This window comes from uncultured Treponema sp. (assembly GCF_946187725.1).
Classification (GTDB): Bacteria; Spirochaetota; Spirochaetia; order Treponematales; family Treponemataceae; genus Treponema_D.
Genome location: NZ_CAMHSK010000004.1, coordinates 114699 through 139248 on the forward strand (window position 1 = coordinate 114699; position 24550 = coordinate 139248).

The following is a 24550-nucleotide window of genomic DNA, read 5'->3' on the forward strand; positions in this document are numbered from 1 at the left end:
GTGTTGAAATCAGCCCGAATAAAAATTATAGGGAGAAGAATTCAAAATGAAAAAACTTATTACAACAATTCTAACAACAATACTGTTGTCATTTGCTACATTCGCACAGACAGCGAACTCTATTGCTGTGCCAGCTCCAAAGACTGTAAATCTTGGTGACGGCAATAACTGGATTCCGCTCTTCATACAAGGTGTGATTACATCAAACTTTCAGCAGTATTCGGGTATGAAAGTCGTGGACAGGCAGAATGTAGATATGGTAAAAGCGGAGCAGAAACTATCAGAAAGTTCAGCTTACGATGAAAAAAATGCGATTGAACTAGGAAAATTGACAAGTGCAAAATTTATTGTTACTGGAAGCATTACCGTGAAATCAAGTTCTTATGCATTAATGTTCAGCATCACGGATGCGGAAACTGGCGAGACAAAGGCGAGTGCGACTGTTCCGAACTGTCTTCCATCCGCTTTGGAAGATGGCTCTGCTGCAAATCAGATTTCCTATGATTTGATGAAAGGTTTTGGAATTAGTCTTTCTTCAGAAGCTCAGAAAAAACTTACGCAGAAAGCAAGCGTTATGTCTTCGGATATTTCTGCACAGGCAAGCGTTGCAAAAGGTATCGTTGCGGAACAGAGCGGTTCCAACATTGAGGCTCTGACATATTACATTCAGGCACGAAAAAATGATAAAAAACTTAGCGAGGCAACAAGTCGAATGGCAAACATGACAACTGTTGTGGCAAGCGGAAATTTTGGTGCAAATGCAAAGAATCTGATAAAATTGCGTAATGACTGGGATAAATTACTTCGTGAAGCCGCAGAGTTGATTGCCGCAAATCCGCCGGAATTTGAATTGAAATATTTCACTGACATTAAGGCTCTTGAATTGACTCCGCAGGATTATGAGAATGGAACAATGTCATTTTCTGTAACAACTCCAGTATTAAGTCAAGTTAACGGAAGTGAAAATGAAAAAATTGCAGGAGAACTTTTAACAACACTTCATGGAATTGAACAAAGCAAGAACTGGGGAGATAAAATTAATGGCTTCCCGTGGAGTTACGGTTCCGATATTGGTGATGACAATTGGCTTGAAAAGGCTGTGAAAACAAGAAAAATAAAGGGTTCTTCCTTTTACACTTTGGAAGATAAAGGATATGAAGAAAATGTCTTCGTTTTAACATTGCTTGATAGCAAAAAAAAAGAAATCGCTACAAAGAAAATTTCCTTTTACATAATATATTGTACGGGAACCTATCGGTATGGTTATGCTCTTGATTTTAAAACTCCTGGTATTATGAGTGACAATAGTTACGGAGGTGTAAATTCTCATAGCTATAGCGGAGAAAAAGCTACTCTCATATTTGACAGCGTTCCTGTGAACGATGCTGATACTGATAAACTTTATATAACGGTAACTCAAGAAGAGGGAAGACCTGTATCAATTCTATCGGATGAAGTAAGTCGAAAGACAAAAGTTGAAAAGGATGTTAAGTCGTCTGATTCAATGTTAGTTGACGAAGTCATTCCTATTTTAAAATCAGGTAAGCATAATGGAAAGATTAAGATAGCAGGAAGTCTTGATCAGCATATTATGGATAGAATAATTTGGGCTTGTCATGATGGGCGTAAAAATATTGTACTTGATTTAAGTGAAATGAACTTAGATTCTTTTGTTTTTGATTTTAAGCTTCGAGAGCGTTACGGAGTTATTAAAGAATTAATTCTTCCTTACTCAACAGAAAAATTAATTCTTAACTTTTCTGTTGAGTCTATAACAATTCCGGCAGGTTTAAAAAACATTCTTTACAGTGGCCGGGTTAAAACAATCAATTACATGGGAACGGAAAGCCAATGGAAAAATATTTTGGTAAAATCAAAAATTACCGAGCCTATTAAAGCTAAAATAATCTGCAATTATGACCCAGAAAGAACTAAAGCTGAGACTGTTGCGCGGCAGAAAGTCCTTGAAGAATACAAACGAAATGGCGGTATTGAGGCTTCAAAAGCGGCTGACTTTATTGCTTCTATCACAGCAGAGGACAATTTACACGAAATTACTGTATTAGGAACCATGACCTATCCAGAATTGTTAAAGATTGCTGACGCTGCAGCGTTGAATAAGTCTATAGATTCTTGTCATTTGGGAGCGGTTACGAACTTTATTATCCCAGAAGGTATTGATAAACTTGGAGACGAGTTTTCCTTCATCTTTAAATCCTTAAAATCTGTGACAATACCAGCAAGCTTAACTTCAATTGGAAATGAAGTGTTTAAAGTTTGCGACTCTCTGGAAACTGTAAACTACAGAGGTACGAAAAAACAGTGGAAATCGATAAAAATCGGAAAAGATAATAAGCCTCTTACAAAGGCAAAAATTAACTACGAGTATAAGGGCGAGTAATACTTTTTAAAATTAGATTTTCATCCACGCTATACGGCTTGTCGAGCCGTGGCGTGGAGAGAAAAAAAATTGAGAACAGAGGTGTTAATGTGATTACAGAAAGATTGAAAAATAATTACGCAAAGGAATTTATTGTTAGAACACGAGAAATTATTCGCCAATATGATGAACATGTAATATCGTACTTGGAGGCTAATAAGAGAGACAGTGAATGTTATGATATGACATTGCTTATAAATTGCTTTTATGGTCTTTTGATGATGCCTTCAAAATTAAACAACTCGTCTTTGTTAAAATGTGGCAATGCAGACGAGTTCTTGAGGAAAGGAAATCTTGCCGATGAAATTTCATTTACAGTTGAGCCTGAAAGAGAGATTAATTTTGAAGAATTGGTTCGTTCTATTCGTAATGGGCTTGGACATTGGACACAAAGCAATCTTGTATCAGGAAAAAACAAAAAGCAAAAAACAAATCAATCTGATGTGAAATTTTTTCCGACAGACGAAGGTAAATCCATTGAAGAAATCATTGTTTCTGGTTCAATTGATGATTTTAAGACAACTGTTACTACTATTTTCAAGGTTTCAAAAGAGAAAAATCAACACAAAATTTGGGATTTTCTTGAACTTGTAGGAGGAATGAACTGTTAATCCACTAGGGCTAGGCTATGTAGCCCCGCCGATGGCGTTCCAGAGCGACCGTATGGAAGCGGCGGAATGAAGCGAAAGCGGAAGGGCGGAACAGCCGACCGTGCGAGGCACGGTAGCCCCCAGACAATGAAGAAAACTGTTAAATTGCACTCGTAATTGGCATTGGAATCAGTTTGTAGCCGATGGCATTGAAAATTTTACAAAGTCCAGACGGATGTAAACGCAGGATTGCCTTCTGGATAAAGTGCTTTGTAAAGACTTTCTCTAGTATATTAAATTTCAAATAACTGGTTGTATTTTCAGATTTAAGTCTTGAGAGATTTCATCAAGCTTATATTTCCAATGAAATACAACCGGTTGTAAATTTTCTTCCTCAAAGTATTTAAGAATTCTTTCTTTCACTTCTTCTTTTGATTTTACGCGAATACCTTTCAAGACCTGTTTTGACATTTTGCTGAAAAATCCCTCCACCATATTCAGCCATGAACCGTGTTTTGGTATAAACACAAACTCAAAACGTCCGGGCATTGTCTTCAAAAATTTCTTTGTCTTTTCTGATGTATGTACCTTCAGATTGTCCAAAAGTATTTAGAAAGCATATGTACAACTGTTCCGTCTTCTTTTGTCGCTCCAAGTTCAACATCCCTGTAAAAAAACAAGGACATTCTGCTTTTTCTCCTCAAAATCAGGATCTCTTTTTTCGCAATAATACTCAATTTTGTGCGGTTTTATTGAAAGTGACCTCAGAAGTTTCTGCACATAGGACACAGATACTGTGGAAAGCCTTGGAAATCCGTTTGCTTCTGCCGTTTTGTTTATATGCACTGTAAGTTTTGTCAGTGACCACACTTCTGCGGCATATCCAAATTCAATCGGTTTTCTGCAGACTGTATTCTTTATGAATGCAATTTCTTCGTCAAATATTTCATATTTACGACCACGTCCTTTCTCGTCTTTAAGACACTTCTGGATGTTTGCACCTGTTTTATATTTTTCAATCCAGAGGACGACTGTATTTCTTGATATCTTCAAGGCTCGGGTGATGTCCATATAAGTCTTGCTTCTGTCGTCTCTCGTTTTATTTCTATTTGAGCCGATAAATCGTCTCTGCAGACTTACAAATACTTTAACCCATAGGCAGGAAAACGAATTCACCGATGAAATGTATAATGTATTGGTTGATAAAGTTTACAATGATATTATTGCTCCACAACACACAAGTGATGATATTACAATAACAATTATAAATCTGGAATAAAATTCCTCTAATTTCGGCTAGACACAACATATAAAGGGTATGGAGCACCGCCGTAGGCGTTCCGAAGCGAAGCAGTCCAACGTAGCGGAGCGAAGGAATGAGCGTGCGCGAAGTGCGTAACTCCCTACCTGCCGTAAGGCAGGTAGCCACAGTCTTTAACACCGAATCCTTTAATTAAAAAATTCTGTACATTTGAAAAAGTTCCTTGTTATTTTTTGAAAGGTGTGCGGGTGTATCAAGCAGCTTGAAATTGTGCGTTTGATAGAAGTCAATCAATTTCGTCTTGTTTTCACATTCAAGAAAAACGGTTCTTCCGCCAATCAAACTTTGTATGAATCTAACCTGTGTCAAAGTGATTTCCATCAAATCTTGGCCGGTAATGCTTTGAGAATTTGGGTTGAAATTTCTTCCGAACTGAGCAAGAAGAATTGCAGGACAGTTATAAGTGTCATTCGTTTCGTCAAAATGCGAATAAAGTTTTAAAGTCTTCTTTTCCGAATTGGAAAGCCCAGCCTGTGGAATTCTCAGAATTTTGGATGCAAGCGTAAAATACCCTGCAAAATCAATTTCTGAATCAGAAATATCCTTTGAGATGATGTAAGTGACAGATGTTCTGAGTTTTGTTGATTGAACGGCTTTGTTTTTCAGAAAGAATTCAACATCAGCGTTTAACGAACTAAATGAATCCGCTAAGAGATTAAAAAACTGCTCGCCGTCTGAATAGCTCAGAATTTCGTCAAGACGCTGAATATTATAAGTGTTATTGATTGTTTCCATTCAGTTTCTTGCTTATGATGGCTGCCATGCGTTCTTTTGAAATCTGGTTAGCTCTTACAGTTGAATTATACGCTGCGTTAGAAGAAGAATTTGCAAGCATAGAAACGAAAGCCTTTGCTTCTTTTTTTGAGTCGATATAAAATGTTTTAGAAAGGCTTGAAGTTGCCATTTTCCACCTCCTTGCGGTTTTAATATAACAAAACGGTTTCCTGCCGTCAAGTAAACAATCCTTTTTCCTTTTTTTAACTTTCTATTCTCACTTTCCGATAATATTTCTATGAAATTGTCGAAACTTTGTCTTGTTGTTTTTGGAATGTGCGTGCTTCTTTCGGGCTGCGGTAAAAAAAATGTCTCCATGCACAAAAACCGTAAAATCGACCTTGAGATGGCACAAAAATCCAGCGACCACAAATGGTTCTATTTTTCAAATGACTCCTTCGCTGAAATTGACTTGCCTCAGCACTCGCAGATTCATTCTCTAAAACCATGGACTGAAAGCATCAGAATTTGCGACGGAAATGTTGCCGCTGACGGAAAGGCGATAATGCTTGTAAATCATCTTGGAGCACTTACTTTCGATTCAAGCGACAATCCGCTTTTAATACAGGATTACCAGCTTTTTTCAGATTCGACTGCGGGAAATCTTGTCTTTGAAAGCGATGTTCCGTATTTCACGCTCGTAAAAAACTCTTTCTTCAACAAGAATGGCGGAAATCCGAATCAGAGCCATATCATCCGTCTTTCACCTGAACAGAAAATGTTTTTCCCGGTTGTCACTTATGGCGAACTTAATATTGAACAGTCGGGCGAAGTTACAAGCACATTTTTTGACGGTACGGACTGGTTCAGTTCTGTCAAATCGACAAAAAACAATAAAGTTACCTTCCATTATATTAAGTGGAAATCGCTCGTGGATTTGGCTTCGGTTCAGCCATTTTCTTCGGCACAAAGCACGGGCAGCATCTCAGTTTCAGAAATTTCCGAATCCAGCTACAGAAATTTGGTCACGCCGGAAGATTTTTCAAAGGCACCGTTGCGGCTTAAAAATCTTCTCAAATCGATTCCGAATAATTTCAGTTTCGTTCTCACTTGCCGTGATGCGGGCGGCTCTTCTCCGCGATATTTTTCAAACGGCCTGACCGATGACGGAACTGCGGCCAACGCAATCATCAAAGACAATTGGGTTTGTGCGGTTTTTGGTGACGGCACAACTTATTTTGCAGGTGCAGTTGACGGCTTCCCGCTTATCAACAATGGAAAAACCGTTGCATTCCGCTTGCCCAAATTGCCTCGCCGTTATTCTTATCAGGCTTTTGCAATCAGCGGAAAATATTTAATCGTTGCCTGGGAAGAAAGTGACTTTTACAAGACCGGTCGTGCAGGATTTTTGACCGTCGATATGGAAAAATTGTTCTATTCAAAGTAAAATAGGGCATGAGAAAATAGCCTATGCGAAAGATTGTCGTTTTGTCATCAATTTTTCTGTTTTCTCTTTCATTTCTTTCTGCTCAGGAAGAGCCTGTTCCATCAGAAGAACCTGCGGAATCAGTGTCATTTTTTTCACAAATCGATAAATCGCTTTTCTTTACGGCAGGTCCCAATCTTCTTCTCAACACGGACTCTTCCACAAAATCCGCTCCAAGCCCAGTCATGTATTCTCTTGGAATTGGCGGTGATTTTTCTTTTGTAAATGGTCTGCTTTTACAAACACACGCTTCTTTTTTTACGAATTATTATCTCTGGGATGGGGAAAATGCCCGTCCAGCTGAAGTCGAAAATCGCACTGCAACGGCTCTATCGTTCATGCTTGATTTGACCGGCGGATACACATTTAATCTTGATGAAGGCAAAAAGCATCTTCTTTCTGTTGCGGGCGGCTTAGGCTTTTTATTTCGCCATGCACTTCTTTCAAATGGAGTCGATGCGGATGAGCTGAACCGTGAAACAGGCAGTTCTGCGGGCGATGATGTTTCAGACATAAATGGCACTTTTTTCAGCGATTTGAATTTTCTGTACCCGGAATTCGCATTTTCTTATTCATACATCCTTTCTGAAACCTGGAAAGCTGGCGCTGAATTCCGCACTTATCTTCCAATTGGCGCGCTTGCAAATGGACATGGCGTTGACGGCATGATTTTTTCTCTTGCCGCAAAACTCAATTATCGTTAAAAAAAACTCCCCATGAGCGGGGAGCTTGAAATTACTTGTTTTTTGAATCTGAGCGGGTCTCAACGATTCGCTGCATATCGGCAATGTTGCTGACAAGAATGTAATTGTCAAACATTTCGATTTTGTGCGAAGCTACGAAACGCTTTAACTCGTCTTTTACTACGCTTGGTGGCAATCCTGACCAGTGAATGATGTCTGATTCCGTAACATTGAACTTTCGCCTTCGGTCAGCACCAGGTGTGTTGCCGTTCATTTCGTTGAACATACAGAAGACATCTGCCAGACGAGCCTGTGGATCTGAGATTACGAGAATTCGGAGTCTGCGCTTTTGATCGTAGATTCGTTTGCAGAAAATCTTGAGCAAAATGAGTGCAAGCTGCGGATTGCCTGTGATGAGCATTTCAAAGTTTGCCTTGTTGAATTCGAGACACTCAACATGACCTTTTGCAACGCAGGTTGCCGAGCGCGGTGTGTTGTCAAGAATTGCCATTTCGCCGAAGAATTCACCGGGCTTTAGAATGTCGAGATTCTTGTTGGATTCATTGATGCATTTTGTGAGCTGAACGGCACCGTCCTGAATGAGATAGAAGGTTTCGCCACGCTCGAATTCAGTGATGATGACCTGACCGTTTTCGTAAACTTTCTGGAATCGTTTGAATGCCGGAAGATCAAACATTTTGATTGAAGAGCCGAGAGCAGCCGTAGCGGACAAATCAGAAGTTTCGGAACTTGTGATGCCCTTTTTAACATAGGCATTTGATTTAAGGAGCATTTCCTTGAGTTCTTTATTGGTGACTTCAGATGGATACAATTTGAGGTAGGTTTTGCAGACATCTTCGCAACTCTGCCATTCTTCGTCATTGTAGAACGCTTTTGCAACACTAAAGAGGCCGTCCATCTGGTTGAAACTTTCGTTATTGTTCAGTACGGATTCTGTTTTTTTGTGAATCTGTCGCAACTGATTTGAGAATACTCGAAGCATCTTCATGATGAGCTGCTTGTTGTTGCTGAACATCATTTCAAATTCCTGAGATGTCATTGAAATACAAACGGCATCATCGAGCGTCATGACGGTTTCTTCGCGTGGAAAATGGCCGATTGCTGATTTTACACCAAAAAACTCACCCTGTTTGATTTGTTCTGAAATCTGCGCGCGGGTTTCGACATCTGTAGTAGTGATGTTTGCATGACCTTTCTGAAGAATAAAAACGCGGTCATCAGTATCGCCTTCAAAATAGATAATTGAACCCTTTGTATATGAAATCGCTTTAGGCATCTTGTTTTGCGCTCCTGATTCTTAAATCAAAGATAAAATATCAGCACTAGTATAACATAAGATTCATTTTTATGCTATTATTTTTTGCATGATAGACCTACATTCTCATTCATCTGCTTCGGACGGAATTTTTTCTCCAAAAGAATCCGCAGAGTACGCAATACAAAAAAATCTGAAAGTCTGGGCTTTGACCGACCATGATACAGTTGATGGACTTTCTGAAGCGGCAAAAACCTGTGCCGCAAGCGGAACCGAAATGATTTTTGTGCCGGGAATCGAAGTGAATGTCCGCTGGCCGACAGGTGAATTCCATCTTCTTGGGCTTGGACTTCGTAAATATTCAGAGGAATTAAGGGATTTGACCGCTGATTTGACAGAGAGCCGCCGCCGCCGAAATCAGGAAATCGTTGAAAAAATGAACAAGGACGGCATTGAAGTCACTTTGGAAGAAATTGAGGCGATGTTTTCCGAAAGTCAGCTTGGACGGCCGCATTTTGCAGCATATCTTGTCAAAATCGGGAAGGTAAAGCGTGTGCAGGAAGCATTTGACCGCTTTTTAGGCAAGGGCAGACCGTATCATGTTAATCATGAGGGAGCGGATTTGGATGTGGCCGTTGAAGCAATAAAAAGTTCTGGCGGAATCCCCGTTCTTGCGCACCCGCTTTCACTTTATGTTTCCTGGGGCAAAATGGATGAAACCATCGAAAAAATCAGAAATCACGGTGTTGCAGGCCTTGAAGCATGGCATCCGGCCGCAAGAATCAACGAAGGCTATAAATTAGAAGAACTTGCCAAAAAACTCGGAATGTTTGTCACGGCTGGAAGCGATTTTCATGGCAAAGGCGTGCGTGCTGACCGTCATTTGGGAAAGACCAGCGGCGACCGAAAAATAGACGACCGTTTCTGGTTTGAAGAACTCGCCCCGCATTTGGGTGATTTTGATTATCGGGAAACGGAATGGTGTAATTAGCAATTGGGCGGGGAAAGCCTTACCCTCGCTCCAACCGCTTCGCGTTTTTCGCTACCCCTTCTCCTGGGGCTGTGCCCCAAGCCCCCTATCTCTCATAGCTTGAATTTATGTTCAGCTCGGTGCGGTATTTGGCTACGGTGCGGCGGGCTACTTTTATTCCTTTGGCGGCGAGAATGTCTGAAATCTTCTGGTCGGAAAGGGCTTTTTTGTCGTTTTTGTGCTCTTCAAGAATTGCGGCGATTTCGTATTTTACGCTTTCTTTTGAAATTGGTGCATTTTGCGTGCTGGCAGATGAAGTTTCGCCCGAAACCGTGCCATTTTCTGCTGAGTCTTGCTTTTCTTCCTTTATAGAAGTTTTTGTGCTTGATACTGCGTTCGTAAAAAAGTAGCTGATTGGAAAAATTCCCCATTCGCAGGAAAGATATTTTGAATTTGCCATGCGTGAGATTGTTGCTTCGTGTACACCGAGTTTTTCTGCGATGTCTTTTTGTCTGAGCGGAGCCAAAAATCTAGCTCCCTTGCGGAAAAATTCTGCTTGTGCGGCAACAATTTCCTGTGCGGCTTTTAAAATCGTGCTTTCACGGTATAAAACGCTTTCGATAAAGACTTTTGCTTCATTCACGCTGTTCCGTGCGAATTTAAGTTCTGCTTTTTTGCGTTCAGCCTGCTCGCTTGTATCGCCGTCCATTAATTCAGTGGAATTTATTAGAGAAGTGTATTCTTTTGAAATTTGAAGTTTTGGAAGAAATTCGCGTGCAAAGGTGACGGTAAATTCAGGGCTTTCATCATCGTTTGAATCCTGCTGAATATGACCTGATTCTTCCAAATCATTTTGCTGTGCTAATGCGGAATTTCTTGTGACGATAACATCTGGTGCTATAAAGTGCGACTGTGCTGTTCCAAAGTTACGCGCTGGATAAGGGTCAAGTCTTCGGATAAAATCCAGAGAAAGTTCAATTTCTTCTATCGTAATGTCATCTTTTGAGAGCTGAATTTCACCATCAGGATTGAATTTTAGTTTTTTCTGTGCGGCAATGTAATCTGTAATCTTTTTTTGAATTTTCTGCGGCTGTGGCGGATTCAAAAAAGCGAAATGTTCTTGTGATTCTAGTAAAAAAAGTGCGAGATTCGGAGCAAGCCCGGAAATCTTGGCCTGAACCGAAAGACTTTCAAGAAAATTATTCGTGCAGCAGCCGGCCGGATCAAGATTCTGTACAATTGAAAGGCATTTTTTAAGGAAAGCACCTGTTTGATTTGGTTCATCGGGTTTTAAAAATGAGATTGGTGCTAGAATATGGAATCCTTTTTCGTCGAGGTTATAAATCAGTTTTTCACACAGGGATTTTTCATCTTCTGAAAGGTTCATGGAGTTGAGCTGATGCAGAAGATGGTCGGTCAGAGGCTCCCGCTCGTCGGCATTGCTTTCAAGTGCCGCCTGAAAATTATCGCTTGCCGCACTTCCGTTCGCCGAAGCTGTTCCGTAATGCGTGTTGTCTGAAAAACGGGAATTATTTGCAATCTGTGTATGTGATGAAGCAACTCCCGATTCGAGAGAGTCAGATTTTATTTCTAAGGCGGGATGCTTTTCTGCAAAAGAATAGATTTCGTTCCGCAAATCAGCAGATGACATTGAAAGCAGGTTGAGCGACATAATCTGCGCTTGACTCATTCTTTGTGATTGAACTTGAGCCATGCTTTGAGAAGTTCGCTGCTGCATCGACATCTGCGGGAAATCTGGCATGAAAGTATTATACAAATGAAAGCGGAAAATTGAAAGTTGTGTTTTAGGCGTCTGGGAAACGCTGATTAAGCACGAATGGTTTTAATCAGCATTTCCCGTGGAATTTAGAACAGTCTTCTTGCCTCGACATAGAAACGCTTTTCACTTGCTTCGCCCATGCTGAACGATTTGCGTGGAAGAACGCCGCGACCGTTGATTGTTGCAAAGAAAGAGTCTTTTGCAATCGGAGGAAGCAGAATTGAAAGTGCGTTTTCTTGTTTTCCGAGTTTTACAACATCTTCTGTTCCGTGAATGTAGTCGATGTCATTTTTTTTGTCTTTTGAATGTTCATCAAGATATTCGTCAAGAACCGGCTGAAGTGCGGCAATCGCCAAATCCGTGATTTCAGTCTGCAGGGCACAAAGCTTTTCTTTTCCGCCCACTGTAGTGATGAATCCGTATCTTGCGCCTTTTGCATTTTTGTCACTAACGAAATCTTCAAGTGCTTTTTCTGAATCGAATGATTTGATTTCGCCTTCAAGTTTTTCTTCTATAAACAAGATTAAACTTCCGGCATCCTGATTGAAAATTACGCGATGAATCGGTTCGAAGGTAAGACCTTCATCATAAATATTGACGATTTCGACAAGGGCGTATCGCACAGGAGAAGATTCGAGTTCTGCTCCAGAAAGCGATTTTTTATGCTCATCCCAGACAGCTTTTGCGGTGGCAAGCGAGTGATTTCCGTCTCCAACTGCAAAGAGGAAGCAATTTCCTTCGGAATCAGTGCCGTCTTTTGCAAGAGTTGAGAGTGCTTTTTGAAGCAAGTCTTCTGCTTCTTCGCCTTTGACTGCCCAGCCAGTGATGTGGCCTGAATTGCACATAAGATCGCCGTCATAAACAGGATTGCCTTTTTTTGCAAGAGAAGCCGCTCCGCCAACGAGCAAATCTTTTGGATCATTTGTAAGAAGCATGATGTGTGGAAGTTCAAGCGATGCACCTGTACGGATTTTCATTCGCGGAGGAATGCGTTCTGGAACAGTTGCTTCGGTTGCACGAATTAAAGCTTTTGAACCCGGCTTCCATTCGTATTTTTCCAAATCAACTGCAACAACAAGACCTCTTCGTGTTCTTCCGTATTCAGTTTTTCGCTCAATGTAAATACATTCTTCGCTGGCAGTGAAAATGTCTGAGTCAAGGTAGGATTTCATTGTCTCGTGGATTTTTTTGATTCTCGAGTCTTCGTCCGGCTCATTCAAGTAGACTTCCGGGAAAATCAAATTCAGCGTAGATGGATTTGAGCCAGCACTTTCGGCAGCTTTTTTCCAATATTCTTTATCCTGTGTGTACTGGTCACAGGCAATCACCGACCAGGATTTTAAATCAACATTTTTTGGGAGCAGAATTTCAGGAATCTGCACGCCATATTCAGCAAAATTTTTCATGGGAAAGATTATAGCACATAAAATGTTGGAAGTCACCGCACGAAAAGCTGAAAATGGTGAGATTCAATTGGTTGGGTACAAAAAAGTGTTAGCGCTGGTAGCCCCGCCGCAGGCGTTCCGTAGGAATGGAGCGTAAGCGGAAGGGCGGACATAGCGACCCGAAGCGTAGCGTAGGGGAACACCCGTTTATTATTTCAAAATTTCCCGAGTTCTCTCAAGGGCACCTGAAATGTGGTCGTAGATGTTTTCGCGGCCGAGTTTTTCTGCCATGCCGGTTTTTTCGAGAAGGGTGTACGGCTGGGTGTGGATTCCTGAGATAACGATTGTGATTCCTCGGCGGTCACATGCGGCTTTTGCCTGTTCAAGTGCTCGAATTCCGCCGGCATCGAGATAAATTGTGTTTCTCATTCGCAAAATCAAAACTTTGTAGTCAACGCCTGCTTTTTCGACTGCGACTTCGAATTTTCGGACTGTACCAAAGAAGAGCGGACCGTCAATTTCGTAGACCATTGCACCCTGTGGCAAGTCGAGTTTTTCTTCAGGCATGTCGGTTGCGTGGATTCCTGAAATGAGGGCTTCGCGTTTGTTCTGAACTTCTGACAAATCAATCATCTTCTTGATGAAGAAGAATGCGGCAAGTCCGAGGCCAACTTCGATTGCGACTGTCAAATCAACGAAAACGGTGATGAGGAAGGTGACTGCGAATACTGATGTATCCGATTTCTGACCTTTAATCAATGCGCGGATTGCCGGGAATCCTGCCATGTTCCATGCAACATTGATGAGAACTGCGGCAAGTGCTGCCATCGGGATGTATGAAGCATATTTTCCAAAGAAGAGAAGGATGAGAAGAAGGGTGAGTGCGTGGATGATTCCGGCGATTGGTGTTCGTCCGCCGTTCTTGATGTTTGTTGCCGTTCGTGCGATAGCTCCTGTGGCAGGAATTCCGCCGAAGAGAGGAGATGCGATGTTTGCGATTCCCTGACCGATAAGCTCTGTGTTTGAGTCGTGCTTGCTTCCTGTCATACCGTCAGCAACGACTGCACTTAAAAGGGATTCGACTGCGGCAAGGACAGCGATTGAAATTGCCGTTGGGAAGAGCATTCGGATTGTATTGAGTGAGAAATCCGGGAGCTGTGGGGCAGGAAGTGTCGTTGGGATAACGAAGTGCTCTTTTCCGTTTGCAAAGAATCCGATTGTGTCTGTTTTGAGACCTGCGAATTTTTCGAGAAGGATTGATGCGACGGTCGCAAGAATGAGTACGACAAAACTTCCAGGAATCTTTTTGATGAAGTGTGACCAGATGAAGATGAAGGCTAAACAGATTGAAGCCATGACGAATGAATAAACATTGATTGTCGAAGCTGATTTGATGTAAACGATGATTTTTGGAAGGAAATCTCCTGGCATTTTTGAATATTCTTCGCCGAGAATCTTCATTGGAACAGAAAAGTCTGGTGAAAGACCGAAGAAGTCACCGATTTGACCGGCTGCGATTGTAACGGCGATTCCTGCTGTAAAACCTGTGACGATAGTATATGGAATAAACTTGACAAGACCGCCCATTTTGAAGACTCCGAGCAGAATCAAAAGGATGCCTGCCATGAGTGTTGCGGTAGCGAGTCCTGTAAGACCGAACTGTGCGACTACTCCGTAAACGATGACGGCAAATGCACCTGTAGGTCCGCCAATCTGAACTGTTGAGCCGCCGAATGCTGAAATACAGAAGCCCGCGATGATTGCAGTAAAGAGGCCTGCCGCCGGGTTTACGCCCGAAGCGATGGCGAATGCGATGGCGAGAGGGAGGGCAACGATGCCCACGATGATTCCCGCGATTAAATCCGAGACAAAGGTCTTACCATTATAGCCTTTGAGTGAATTGATGAGTTGTGGTTTGAACATTTCCTTGATTTCCTTATGAAAATTATGCTGTTTTTTACGGTTTTATGCAATAAGCGGAAAAATCGGGGAGATTTTGCACCTTTTTAAGACGATTTGCAGGTCTGAAAGCCATAGAAAAAAATGCAAAAAAAATGAAAAAAAAACTTTTGTTATTTGGGAAGTGGGTTTATAATCATAGGATACTAAAAAAGAGGTTTTAAATGGCTGATGACTACATTATTGAAATGCTTCATATCACGAAGCGTTTCCCTGGAATTATCGCTAATGACGATGTAACAATCCAGCTGAAAAAAGGTGAGATTATGGCCTTGCTCGGTGAAAACGGAGCTGGAAAATCAACCTTGATGAGTGTCCTTTTTGGTCTTTATCAGGCCGAAGAAGGTGAAATTAGGAAGAACGGAAAACCCGTTAAGATTATGAATCCGAATGACGCTACTGCGCTCGGAATTGGAATGGTGCATCAGCATTTTAAGTTGGTTGAAGTGTTCACTGTACTCGACAACATTATTCTTGGTACTGAACCATTGAAACATGGATTTGTTGATCGCGCAAAGGCAAGAAAAAAGATTCTTGAATTGAGTGAACGATATGGTCTTGCTGTTGACCCGGATGCTAAAATCGAGGATATCACTGTTGGTATGCAGCAGCGTGTTGAAATCCTCAAAATGCTCTACCGCGAAAATGAAATCTTGATTTTCGATGAACCGACTGCTGTTCTTACTCCGCAGGAAATCACTGAACTTCTTCATATCATGAAGAATCTTGCGGCTGAAGGTAAGTCAATTCTCTTTATTACGCACAAGCTTAACGAAATTCTTGCTGTTGCTGACCGCTGTGCAGTTCTCCGAAAAGGTAAATATATCGGCACTGTTGATGTTGCAAATGCCACAAAAGAGGGCTTGAGCCGAATGATGGTCGGTCACGATGTAAGCTTTGCTGTTGATAAAAAGCCTGCAAAAATCGGTGAAACTGTCCTTGATGTTCAGCATCTTAGCGTTGCAAGCAAAATCCATGCAAAACTTGCTGTCAATGATGTCAGCTTTAAGGTTCATGCTGGTGAAATCGTTGCAATCGCAGGTATTGACGGCAACGGTCAGTCAGAACTTATCTTCGGTATTTCTGGCCTTGAACCTCCTGCCGGCGATTTAAAAAATACAAAAATTATTCTGGCCGGTCAGGATGTTACAAACAAGTCTATTCGTGAGCGAAGTATTTGTGGTATGAGCCACATTCCTGAAGACCGACACAAGCACGGTCTCATTCTTGATTATCAGCTCGACAAAGACATTGTTCTTCAGCGATATTGGCAGCCTGATTTTGAGAAAAAAGGCTTTATCTTAAAGAAGAATGTCACTGAATATGCAGACAGGCTCATCGAACAGTTTGATGTTCGAAGCAGTCAGGGCAGCAAAACAATTGCCCGTTCTATGTCCGGCGGAAACCAGCAGAAGGCAATCATTGCCCGCGAGCTTGATAAAAAGCACTGTTTCCTTATTGCAGTTCAGCCAACACGAGGTCTTGATGTAGGTGCTATCGAGTACATTCACAAGCAGATTGTTGCCGACCGTGACAAGGGTGCAGGTGTTCTTCTTGTTTCTTATGAGCTTGATGAAGTCATGAACCTCAGCGACAGAATTCTTGTTATGTACGAAGGTGAGATTGTCGGTGAGTTTGATCCTAAACGGACTAATTTCGAGGAACTTGGTCTGTACATGGCTGGTGCTAAGCGTTACGGAAAAATGAAAACGGGGGTCTGATTCGATTATGACAAGTGTTGAAAATAAAAAGAAAATATCAGTGCGCGAAATTGTTGATTCATCATGGTTCAAGGCAATTGCAGCGGCTGTAATTTGTGCCGTGATTGGTATTGTTATCGGTTATGTAATTCTTCTTTTGATTAACGCGGAACATGCTTCAAAGGCTCTTTCCACGATTCTCAAAAACTTCATGTATTACAAAAAGCCGACACAGAGGGCTTACGCGCTAGGAAGTACGCTCGTTAAGTCTGTTCCGATGGTTCTTTGTGGACTTTCGGTTCTTTTTGCTTACAAAACAGGTCTTTTTAACATCGGTGCGGGCGGTCAGTACTGTATCGGTATCGGTGCTGCTTTGTGGAGTGCTCTTGCATGGAATCTTCCATGGTGGCTTTGTGTTCTTATTGCAATCGCTGCTTCTGCTTTGCTCGGTGCTCTTGCAGGATTCTTGAAGGCTTTCTTCAATATTAATGAAGTTATTGCCTGTATCATGTTGAACTGGATTTCGCTGTATATTGTGAATGTCCTTCTTCACAGTGAGCGGGTCATGGACACAAGTAAATCAGAAACTTTCAGCATTAGAGAAGTTTCACCGCAGTCATTGCTGCCTTCTCTTGGACTTGGGGAATTGTTCAATAATAACGAATATGTTTCAATCGCAATTCCTCTTGCAATCATTATTGCGGTTTTGATTCTCATTGTTCTTGAAAAAACAGTTTTCGGTTACGAAATTCGCTCAACAGGTCTCAATAAAAATGCTGCAAAATATGCCGGTATGAAAGAAAAAAAGAACATCATTCTTTCAATGGCAATTTCAGGAGCAATCGCAGGTCTTGCGGCTTCTCTCTACTATTTGACTGGCATTCAGGCTTGGAAGACAAGTTCTTCTGTTCCTGCAATGGGCTTCAACGGAATCGCTGTTGCCTTCCTGGGCGGTTTGCATCCAATCGGTGTTATCTTCGCAGGATTCTTCATCCAGCATATCACAATTGGTGGAAGTCTTATCGACATGCGTTTCTACAATCCGCAGATTGCTGATTTGATTGCTTCTATTATTATCTATGCCTGTGCCTTCGTTCTTTTCATTAAGCATGTTCTTTCAAAGCTTGCACAGAAAAAAGGAGAATAACGATGCTGCTACTTCAATATACTTTAATTTATGCTTCTGTTCTTATCTTCGTCGCTCTGGGCGGTATGTTCTCTGAGCGTTCGGGTGTTATCAATATCGGTCTCGAAGGAATTATGGTTTTGGGTGCTTTGGGCGGCGCATTCGTGCTTCACCTTGCTTCACCGGCTCTTCCTTCTATTGCAATCATTCTTCTCACGCTTTTGGTGAGTGTTCTTGTTGGTATGCTTGCTTCGCTTCTTCTTGCTGTTGCCGCAATCAACTTTAAGGCTGACCAGACGCTTGTCGGAACCGCAATGAATATGCTCGCTACAGCGGCCGCAACTGTTCTCGTAAAATCTTACAACAGTGCTCGTTCTGCTGGTTCAAATGTCAGTGCAATTCTTGATTACATTGAAACTCGAAAAGTTTTCGTTATCAAAACTCCTGCTTTCGATTTAAGCCTCTTTATGTTCCTTACACTTGTTCTTCTTGCATGTGCAATCACGATTCTTTACAAGACTCGCTTTGGTATGCGTCTTATGGCTTGTGGTGAGCATCCTCAGGCAGCAGACAGTGTTGGTATCAGTGTATTCAAAATGCGCTACTGCGGTGTTTTGATTTCTGGTCTTTGTGGTGGTATCGGTGGTCTCATCTATGTATGTGCTTCAAACTCTTCATGGGATTTCCAGTACGGTGTTGCAGGTGCGGGCTTCCTTGCTATGGCTGTTATGATTTTTGGTCAGTGGAATCCTGTTAAAATTGCTCTTGCTGCAATCCTTTTCGGATTCTTCCGTGCCATTGCAGATGCTTATGCTGGCTACGATTTCCTTGTTCACCTCGTAAACGGTGAATTCTACAAAATGCTTCCATATATTATCTCTCTTGTGGTTTTGGCATTTACATCAAAGAAATCTCGTGCTCCAAAAGCAGAAGGTATTCCTTACGATAAGGGCCAAAGATAATTTAACCTGTTCGTAAAACTGAAGCGGTGGCTATATGGCTACCGCTTTTTTTGTGGTTTCTCATCTATTTTTCTGCTATAATTAAAACATGAAAAATCCGCGTTTACCTGCGTTCATCCGCGTTAAAAAATCTGTGTTAATCTTTACCAATCTGTGTATTCTTATCTCCTGCTCAAAAAGTCCGGAAATGTCGCTTTCTGAAATTGAAGCGGTTCGTGCTGCTGGTGCGAATGATTTGATAGAAAAAACAGTGCATCGCCCAAAGACTTCAAATAATTTTGCGGTGGGAAAGACTGGCGGTACTTTCAACGATGTAATCATGGGGGATCCGAAAAGCTTTAATATGCTCGTCGCAGAAAAAGATGGCGAGACGGCCGGCGTGATTTCTCCTCTCGTTCAGTATCTTGCGGATTATGATGTTGTTGAGCGTCGATGGAAAGGTAATATTGCTGATTTTGAGATTAAAATTGACGAAGAGAACGATAAACTCGATGTAATCTATACGATTCGTTCTGATGCGTACTGGTCTTTCTATGGAAACGCGAAGCCAAAAGTCAAAATTACAAGCGATGATGTGATTTTCTGGTACGATGAGATTCAGGGTGATGAGGATTGTGGTTCTTCTGCCTACAATGCACAGTTCATGCCGATGGACGACGGTTCAAGCGAACGCATTACAATCGAAAAAATTGATGATGCAAGTTTTGTCTTTCATTTTCCGAAAATTGTTGCAGAGCCGATTTTAAGTACGAATATGAATTTTGGCCCAAGATTTTTGTACAAGGCCGCAAAGGATGCGGGGGGAGTGGATGCTGTTAAAAATCTTTTTACTGTGGCGACAAATCCAAAAGAGCTTCCAAGCTGCGGCCCTTATTTTCTGGTAGAGTATAAACCTGGTCAGCGGCTTTTATACAAGCGAAATCCTGATTTTTGGGAAAAGGATGCTGCTGGCGAGAACCATTATTATCCAGAAGAGAGGGTGCTTCAAATCATTGGTGACAGAAATACCTCGTATCTTCTTTTTAAGCAGGGTAAAATCGAAGCGTATTCCTTTATGCCTGAACAGCTGGAAGAGGCGGTCTCAAATGCGAAAAACACGCTCACTCCAGACGGAAAAATTATTGAAGAGGTGGCTGGTGCTGAATTAAAATCAGGTTATACAGTATTCAATGCAGACGGTTCAATGGACGCTTCTTTCTGGTCTTTCAATCAAAATCCAAAGAACAAAGATGAGCCTTTCTATGAATGGTTCTGCAAAAAAGAATTTCGTCAGGCTATGAGCTGTCTTTTGAACCGCGAACGAATTATTTCTCAAACATACAGAGGTTTGGGTGAACCGAAATATTCTTTCTTCCCTGAAGTAAACAAATACTATAATGAAGATATTATTCTTCAATACCGATATTCACATTCATTTGCGCAAAAATTGCTTGAAAAGGCCGGATTTTCAAAACATGATGACGGCTTCCTTTACGATGAAAAGGGGCGAAAAGTCGAATTTGATTTGACTTTCAACAGCTCTGCGACAATTCTTTCTGATATTGGGCAGATTATCACTGATGAATGTAAAAAGGAAGGAATCACGGTAACAGCCCGTCCGACAGATTTCCAGAAGCTTGTCGATCAGCTGCTTTCAACTTATGACTGGCAGACGATTTTGATTGGCCTGTCCGGCGGCTCGATTTTCCCGACACAGGGAAGTAATGTCTGGGTGAGTGATGGAAACCTGCATCTGTGGAATCCGCTTCAGAAAACACCTGCGACAGAATGGGAAGCCAGAATCGATGAACTTTACCACACTGCTCAGTGTATCGTCGATTACGATAAAGCAAAACCTTACTGGGATGAATATCAGAAAATCATCCTTGAACAGTGCCCGATTGTCTATCTTATCCGAAGCCGCTCATTCTTTGGCCTTCAAAACCGCTGGAATATGACGAATGTTTATTACGATAATCTCTCTGGTGCTGAAACTGGTTACATTTATCTGAAATAGTTAAAATCTCCGAAAATTTTCTCATAACCTATTGACATACTAGGAATATAGCTTTATATTACCAATACCTAGTGATTGAGTAGGTATATAAAAAGTACAGGAGAAATATATGACGGAATTTTTTGAAAAGCTTGTCAGAGAGAATTTTAGATTTGGAAGAATGATTTCCTGTTTTTCAATGTGTTGCTAAAGGCAAGCTGATTTTGGAGAGATTACAATAAACAGGAGATAATAATTATGGCAAATAAACTTCATTTCGAGACTTTACAACTTCATGTCGGACAGGAACAGGCTGACCCAACCACAGATTCACGCGCAGTACCGATTTATCAGACGACTTCTTATGTATTCCACAATTCTAAGCATGCGGCAGACCGATTTGGTCTGGCTGACGCAGGAAACATTTACGGACGATTGACGAACTCAACTCAGGATGTTTTGGAAAAGCGTGTTGCGGCACTTGAAGGCGGTGTTGCGGCTTTGGCTGTCGCTTCTGGTGCGGCTGCAATCACTTACACGATTGAGGCATTGGCTCAGGCTGGTGACCACATCGTTGCTCAGAAGACAATTTATGGCGGCACTTATAATCTTCTTGCACATACTTTGAAGGGCTACGGAATCGAGACGACTTTCGTTGATGCTCATAATCTTGCTGAAGTAGAAAGTGCAATCAAGCCGAACACAAAGGCTGTCTATCTTGAAACTTTGGGCAATCCGAACTCAGACATTCCTGACATCGACAAAATTGCGGAAATCGCTCACAAACATGGACTTCCGCTCGTAATCGACAACACCTTTGGTACACCTTATTTGATTCGTCCGATTGAGCATGGAGCAGATGTTGTTGTTCACTCGGCTACAAAATTCCTTGGCGGACACGGAACAACTTTGGGCGGTATCATCGTAGATTCTGGAAAATTCGACTGGAAGAAGAGCGGCAAATATGCTCCAATCGCTGAGGCAAATCCAAGCTATCACGGAATTTCATTTGCTGATGCTGTAGGACCAGCTGCTTTCGTAACTTACATTCGTGCAATTCTTTTGCGAGACCAGGGTGCTGCAATCAGTCCGTTCAACGCATTCCTTCTTTTGCAGGGAGTTGAGACACTTTCTCTCCGACTCGACCGCCATGTTGAAAATACAAAGAAAGTCGTTGAATTCTTGAGCAAGCATCCACAGGTTCAGAAAGTGAATCATCCTTCGCTTGCTGACCATCCTGACCACGCTCTTTACGAGAAATATTTCCCGAACGGCGGTGCTTCAATCTTCACTTTTGAAATTAAGGGTGGAAAAGATGCTGCATGGAAATTTATCGATAATTTGAAGATTTTCAGTCTTCTTGCAAATGTCGCTGATGTTAAGTCACTCGTAATTCATCCGGCAACAACAACGCACTCACAGCTCACTGATGCGGAACTTGCTGATCAGGGAATTACGCAGAGCACAATCCGCCTCTCAATCGGTACTGAGCATGTTGATGACATCATCGCCGACCTTGAAGCAGGATTTGCTGCTGCAAAATAAAAGATAAACTTACAAGTCTACATTAAGTCCATTGGCGGCCGCATCGGCTGCCAATTTTTTTCGGAACTCAATGAGTTTTTCTTTTAATTCTGGATACTTTATCGCAAGAATCTGAACGGCAAGATATGCGGCATTTTTTGCACTGTTGATTCCGACTGTGGCAACAGGAATCTGCGGCGGCATCTGTACTATAGAAAGAAGTGCGTCCATTCCTCCAAGACCGTTTGACTTTCCTGGATTTACGCACTCAAGCGGAACACCGATTACAGGCAGCACTGTGGCTCCGGCAATCACGCCCGGAAGAGCTGCTGCAAGACCTGCACCCGCGATAATGACTTCACAGCCGTCTGATTCGACCTGTTTGACGGTCTCGTGGAGCAGGACACCCGCACGATGGGCCGAAAGGATGTATGCCTTATAATCAACGCCGAATTCACGAAGAATATCGGCAGCCTTTTTCATTGTGTCCGTATCGGATTTTGACCCGAAAAAAATAGCAACTTTCATAAATACCTCGTGATAAAAATATATCAAAAAGTACGAAAAAAGTCACAGATAATTTTAAGGGCGTGCCCCTTCGGGTCAGGCTTTCCGCACTTCCGCTGTCGCTCCATTCCTTCGCAATGCTTCGGAACACCTTCGGTGGTGCTCCAATCCTTCACGCGTGGTCTTATGTAAAAATTTTTCTTTCTTTTTCAGCAGTTCAGCCTTATACTAAGATTATGCCGATGATTTCAAACCAGATGAATGTATTTTGCGAGATTCACTTTGTTTTCAGGGAAAATTCCATCATTTTGCAGGGGGATTCTCTGCCTGATGAGAGAGTCGTGCGCCGCTGTCTTGAACTGAATGTGGCGGAAGACTGGTTTGCCGAACTTGAATACGGCTATTCGGCCATGCTTCTTGAAAAGGACACTCCAAATCCTGCTGGCTGTCATGACATTCCTTTGCGGGAATTTTTCCATAAAATCAGGCAGATTGACCGAATTGATGAATTTGTGAGCTACACTGATGAATCGCAGAAAATTTCTGGTTTTGAGATGGCAGGGCTTGCAGCGCGTGCGAGAGGGCTGCTCAATTTTAAATCCACTAAACGCTTCTGTTCAAAATGCGGTGCTCCTCTCAAAGATGACCTTTACTTTACTGCCCGCACCTGCTCTCACTGTAACAAAGTGTATTTCCCGCAGCTGGAACCGGCAATCATCACTCTTGTGAGCCGTGGTGAAGATGAAATCTTGCTTGCACAGCACAAAAAACGAAATGATGGCGTTTATTCTTGTATTGCAGGCTTTGTCGAAATGGGTGAAACGATTGAAAATGCCGTTCATCGTGAAGTGCTTGAAGAAACTGGAATCAAAGTCAAAAATATCCGTTATGTCGGAAGCCAGTCATGGCCGTTCCCCGACCAGCTCATGCTCGCTTTCCGTGCCGAATACGAAAGCGGCGAAATCGAAATCCAGGAATCAGAAATTCGTGATGCCCAGTGGTTTAAAAAACAAATGCTGCCCAAGATTCCGAATCCGGGCAGCATTGCACACGATTTAATTAAAGGTGTGTTTGATTAGAACTTATAGAGTACACCAGCTGTGATTGAGTGTTTCTCCTGATCTTTGTCTGTGCTGATTGAAGCTGATACATTTGCAGAAGCTTTGTCGCTTGCTTTGAATGTAACTGCTGGAGTAATTACAGCGTATGAGTCAAAATCCTTAACAGAAGAGAGATAGAATGAAGCTTCAGCAGAAAGAGTTACAACTTTTGTCAAATCGAAAGAAACTGCTGGTGTGACTTCTGCTGTATATTCACCATCGTTAAGATAGATGTATGAGTAAGCTCCCAAGAGAACCTGATCGATTCCTGTGTATTCACCCCACAAGCAGATTGTTGTAACAGCTTTGTCGTTGTTTTCTGGTTTTGCTTTTGTATCATCTGTGTTGTCGTGGAAAACTTCAGCAACAAATGTCAAACCGTCAACTGCTGTAACACCAACTGAACCGTAGAAGAAACCTGCAACTGCAAATCCTGCTGTTGCAAAGAATTCTTTTGTTTCATATTTAGCTGTTGCACCAATCAATTTAGCGTTGAAAATTACATCGCCTGCATTTGCTTTTTTGTCTTTAACTTTGTCATCTGTAGCTGTGTATTTTTCAGCAAACAAGTCTGTAGCCTGAACTGCGAAAGTGAGACCTTCAACAGCTTTTGGAGCGAATACAACGCGGATACCCTTTCCACCGTCGATTCCTGCATCTTCCCAACCACCAGTTGTTGTGAAGCGGTCGTGGATGATACCAGCTTCTGTGATTACCTGACCGTCAGCGAAGTTAGCATAACCCATTACCCATTTTACATTGCCGTCATTGAAGAACTTGCCATTTGTAAAATCGTTTACATTGTAGCGGGCTGTAATTCCACCAAAAGCTTTTGTATAATCAACATTAACACGGAGCTGTGTAGCACCACCGAAGTAGCCACCATTCATCCATGCATCTGTTGTGTATACAGAACCTTCTGTTGTGTCTGTGATGCCTGCGCGAACACGGCCACTAACTTTCAATCCTTCATCTGCAAAAGCCACTGTAGAAATTGCGGCGAGTGCGACCAAAGTTGCAATAATCTTTTTCATATAAAGACCATCCTTTTT

The 24550-nt window shown here is 42.0% G+C and carries 21 protein-coding genes; 11 read left to right on the forward strand and 10 right to left on the reverse strand.

Annotated elements, in window-relative coordinates:
• The first annotated feature begins 46 nt into the window (after nt 1–46).
• Together Q0Q74_RS02965 and Q0Q74_RS02970 are read left to right on the forward strand one after the other, a co-directional pair.
• Complete coding sequence (locus Q0Q74_RS02965) at nt 47–2401, forward strand: CsgG/HfaB family protein (RefSeq protein WP_294428364.1); 2355 nt, start codon at nt 47–49, stop codon at nt 2399–2401.
• Nucleotides 2402–2454: 53 nt separating this feature from the next.
• Complete coding sequence (locus Q0Q74_RS02970; protein WP_294428365.1) at nt 2455–3051, forward strand: HEPN family nuclease; 597 nt, start codon at nt 2455–2457, stop codon at nt 3049–3051.
• A 279-nt stretch (nt 3052–3330) separates the two neighbouring features.
• Here Q0Q74_RS02970 and Q0Q74_RS02975 read toward each other — a convergent pair whose 3' ends face one another.
• The 4 genes from Q0Q74_RS02975 to Q0Q74_RS02990 all read right to left on the reverse strand — a co-directional run bounded on the left by Q0Q74_RS02975 (nt 3331) and on the right by Q0Q74_RS02990 (nt 5255).
• On the reverse strand, nt 3331–3633 hold the full coding sequence (locus tag Q0Q74_RS02975) for a transposase (protein ID WP_294428366.1): 303 nt from the start codon (nt 3631–3633) through the stop codon (nt 3331–3333).
• A 54-nt stretch (nt 3634–3687) separates the two neighbouring features.
• Nucleotides 3688–4101, reverse strand: a complete 414-nt coding sequence (locus Q0Q74_RS02980) for a hypothetical protein (protein WP_294428367.1) — start codon at nt 4099–4101, stop codon at nt 3688–3690.
• Between the two features lie 382 nt (nt 4102–4483).
• Entirely contained in the window at nt 4484–5086 is a 603-nt protein-coding gene (locus Q0Q74_RS02985) for a hypothetical protein (RefSeq protein WP_294428369.1), read from the reverse strand.
• Nucleotides 5070–5255 carry a hypothetical protein gene (locus Q0Q74_RS02990; RefSeq protein ID WP_294428371.1) on the reverse strand — a complete coding sequence of 62 codons (186 nt, stop codon included), beginning with the start codon at nt 5253–5255 and terminating at the stop codon, nt 5070–5072. Before Q0Q74_RS02990 ends, Q0Q74_RS02985 begins: the two co-directional genes overlap by 17 nt.
• 108 nt (nt 5256–5363) lie before the next feature.
• On the opposite strand from Q0Q74_RS02990, the gene Q0Q74_RS02995 reads away from it, so the two are divergent.
• Nucleotides 5364–6512: a hypothetical protein gene (locus tag Q0Q74_RS02995; protein ID WP_294428373.1), complete on the forward strand. Its 1149-nt coding sequence runs from the start codon at nt 5364–5366 to the stop codon at nt 6510–6512.
• Between the two features lie 23 nt (nt 6513–6535).
• Nucleotides 6536–7255 (forward strand): hypothetical protein, encoded by a 720-nt coding sequence (locus Q0Q74_RS03000; RefSeq protein ID WP_294428374.1) that lies wholly within the window; start codon nt 6536–6538, stop codon nt 7253–7255.
• A 31-nt stretch (nt 7256–7286) separates the two neighbouring features.
• On the opposite strand, the gene Q0Q74_RS03005 is transcribed toward Q0Q74_RS03000, so the two are convergent.
• Nucleotides 7287–8531 carry a cyclic nucleotide-binding domain-containing protein gene (locus tag Q0Q74_RS03005; protein ID WP_294428376.1) on the reverse strand — a complete coding sequence of 415 codons (1245 nt, stop codon included), beginning with the start codon at nt 8529–8531 and terminating at the stop codon, nt 7287–7289.
• A gap of 88 nt (nt 8532–8619) precedes the next feature.
• Here Q0Q74_RS03005 and Q0Q74_RS03010 point away from each other — a divergent pair, with 88 nt between their 5' ends.
• Nucleotides 8620–9501: a PHP domain-containing protein gene (locus Q0Q74_RS03010; protein ID WP_294428377.1), complete on the forward strand. Its 882-nt coding sequence runs from the start codon at nt 8620–8622 to the stop codon at nt 9499–9501.
• An 85-nt stretch (nt 9502–9586) separates the two neighbouring features.
• Here the strand turns inward: Q0Q74_RS03010 and Q0Q74_RS03015 are convergent, their stop codons facing one another.
• The 3 genes from Q0Q74_RS03015 to Q0Q74_RS03025 form a co-directional block, all read right to left on the reverse strand.
• On the reverse strand, nt 9587–11242 hold the full coding sequence (locus tag Q0Q74_RS03015) for an RNA polymerase sigma-54 factor (RefSeq protein ID WP_294428379.1): 1656 nt from the start codon (nt 11240–11242) through the stop codon (nt 9587–9589).
• A gap of 104 nt (nt 11243–11346) precedes the next feature.
• Nucleotides 11347–12666: a DUF1015 domain-containing protein gene (locus tag Q0Q74_RS03020; protein WP_294428382.1), complete on the reverse strand. Its 1320-nt coding sequence runs from the start codon at nt 12664–12666 to the stop codon at nt 11347–11349.
• 189 nt (nt 12667–12855) lie between these two features.
• Nucleotides 12856–14568, reverse strand: coding sequence for a SulP family inorganic anion transporter (locus Q0Q74_RS03025; RefSeq protein ID WP_294428385.1), 1713 nt, complete (start codon nt 14566–14568; stop codon nt 12856–12858).
• A gap of 200 nt (nt 14569–14768) precedes the next feature.
• Between Q0Q74_RS03025 and Q0Q74_RS03030 the strand changes: the two genes are divergently transcribed.
• From Q0Q74_RS03030 to Q0Q74_RS03050, 5 genes are all read left to right on the forward strand, one after another.
• On the forward strand, nt 14769–16325 hold the full coding sequence (locus Q0Q74_RS03030) for an ABC transporter ATP-binding protein (protein ID WP_294428387.1): 1557 nt from the start codon (nt 14769–14771) through the stop codon (nt 16323–16325).
• A 7-nt stretch (nt 16326–16332) separates the two neighbouring features.
• The gene (locus Q0Q74_RS03035; RefSeq protein ID WP_294428389.1) at nt 16333–17451 is read left to right on the forward strand and encodes an ABC transporter permease; all 1119 of its coding nucleotides are present in this window, start codon (nt 16333–16335) and stop codon (nt 17449–17451) included.
• 2 nt (nt 17452–17453) lie between these two features.
• Entirely contained in the window at nt 17454–18392 is a 939-nt protein-coding gene (locus tag Q0Q74_RS03040; RefSeq protein ID WP_294428390.1) for an ABC transporter permease, read from the forward strand.
• A gap of 88 nt (nt 18393–18480) precedes the next feature.
• Nucleotides 18481–20388: an ABC transporter substrate-binding protein gene (locus Q0Q74_RS03045; RefSeq protein ID WP_294428391.1), complete on the forward strand. Its 1908-nt coding sequence runs from the start codon at nt 18481–18483 to the stop codon at nt 20386–20388.
• 237 nt (nt 20389–20625) lie between these two features.
• Nucleotides 20626–21912, forward strand: coding sequence for an O-acetylhomoserine aminocarboxypropyltransferase/cysteine synthase family protein (locus Q0Q74_RS03050; RefSeq protein ID WP_294428392.1), 1287 nt, complete (start codon nt 20626–20628; stop codon nt 21910–21912).
• Between the two features lie 9 nt (nt 21913–21921).
• Here Q0Q74_RS03050 and purE read toward each other — a convergent pair whose 3' ends face one another.
• Nucleotides 21922–22419 (reverse strand): 5-(carboxyamino)imidazole ribonucleotide mutase, encoded by a 498-nt coding sequence (gene purE, locus Q0Q74_RS03055; RefSeq protein ID WP_294428393.1) that lies wholly within the window; start codon nt 22417–22419, stop codon nt 21922–21924.
• Between the two features lie 116 nt (nt 22420–22535).
• Between purE and nudC the strand changes: the two genes are divergently transcribed.
• A complete protein-coding gene (nudC, locus tag Q0Q74_RS03060; RefSeq protein ID WP_294428394.1) occupies nt 22536–23477 on the forward strand; it encodes an NAD(+) diphosphatase in 942 nt (313 codons plus the stop codon).
• Here nudC and Q0Q74_RS03065 read toward each other — a convergent pair.
• Nucleotides 23474–24532 (reverse strand): hypothetical protein, encoded by a 1059-nt coding sequence (locus Q0Q74_RS03065; RefSeq protein WP_294428395.1) that lies wholly within the window; start codon nt 24530–24532, stop codon nt 23474–23476. The genes nudC and Q0Q74_RS03065 overlap by 4 nt on opposite strands.
• Nucleotides 24533–24550: the final 18 nt, after the last annotated feature.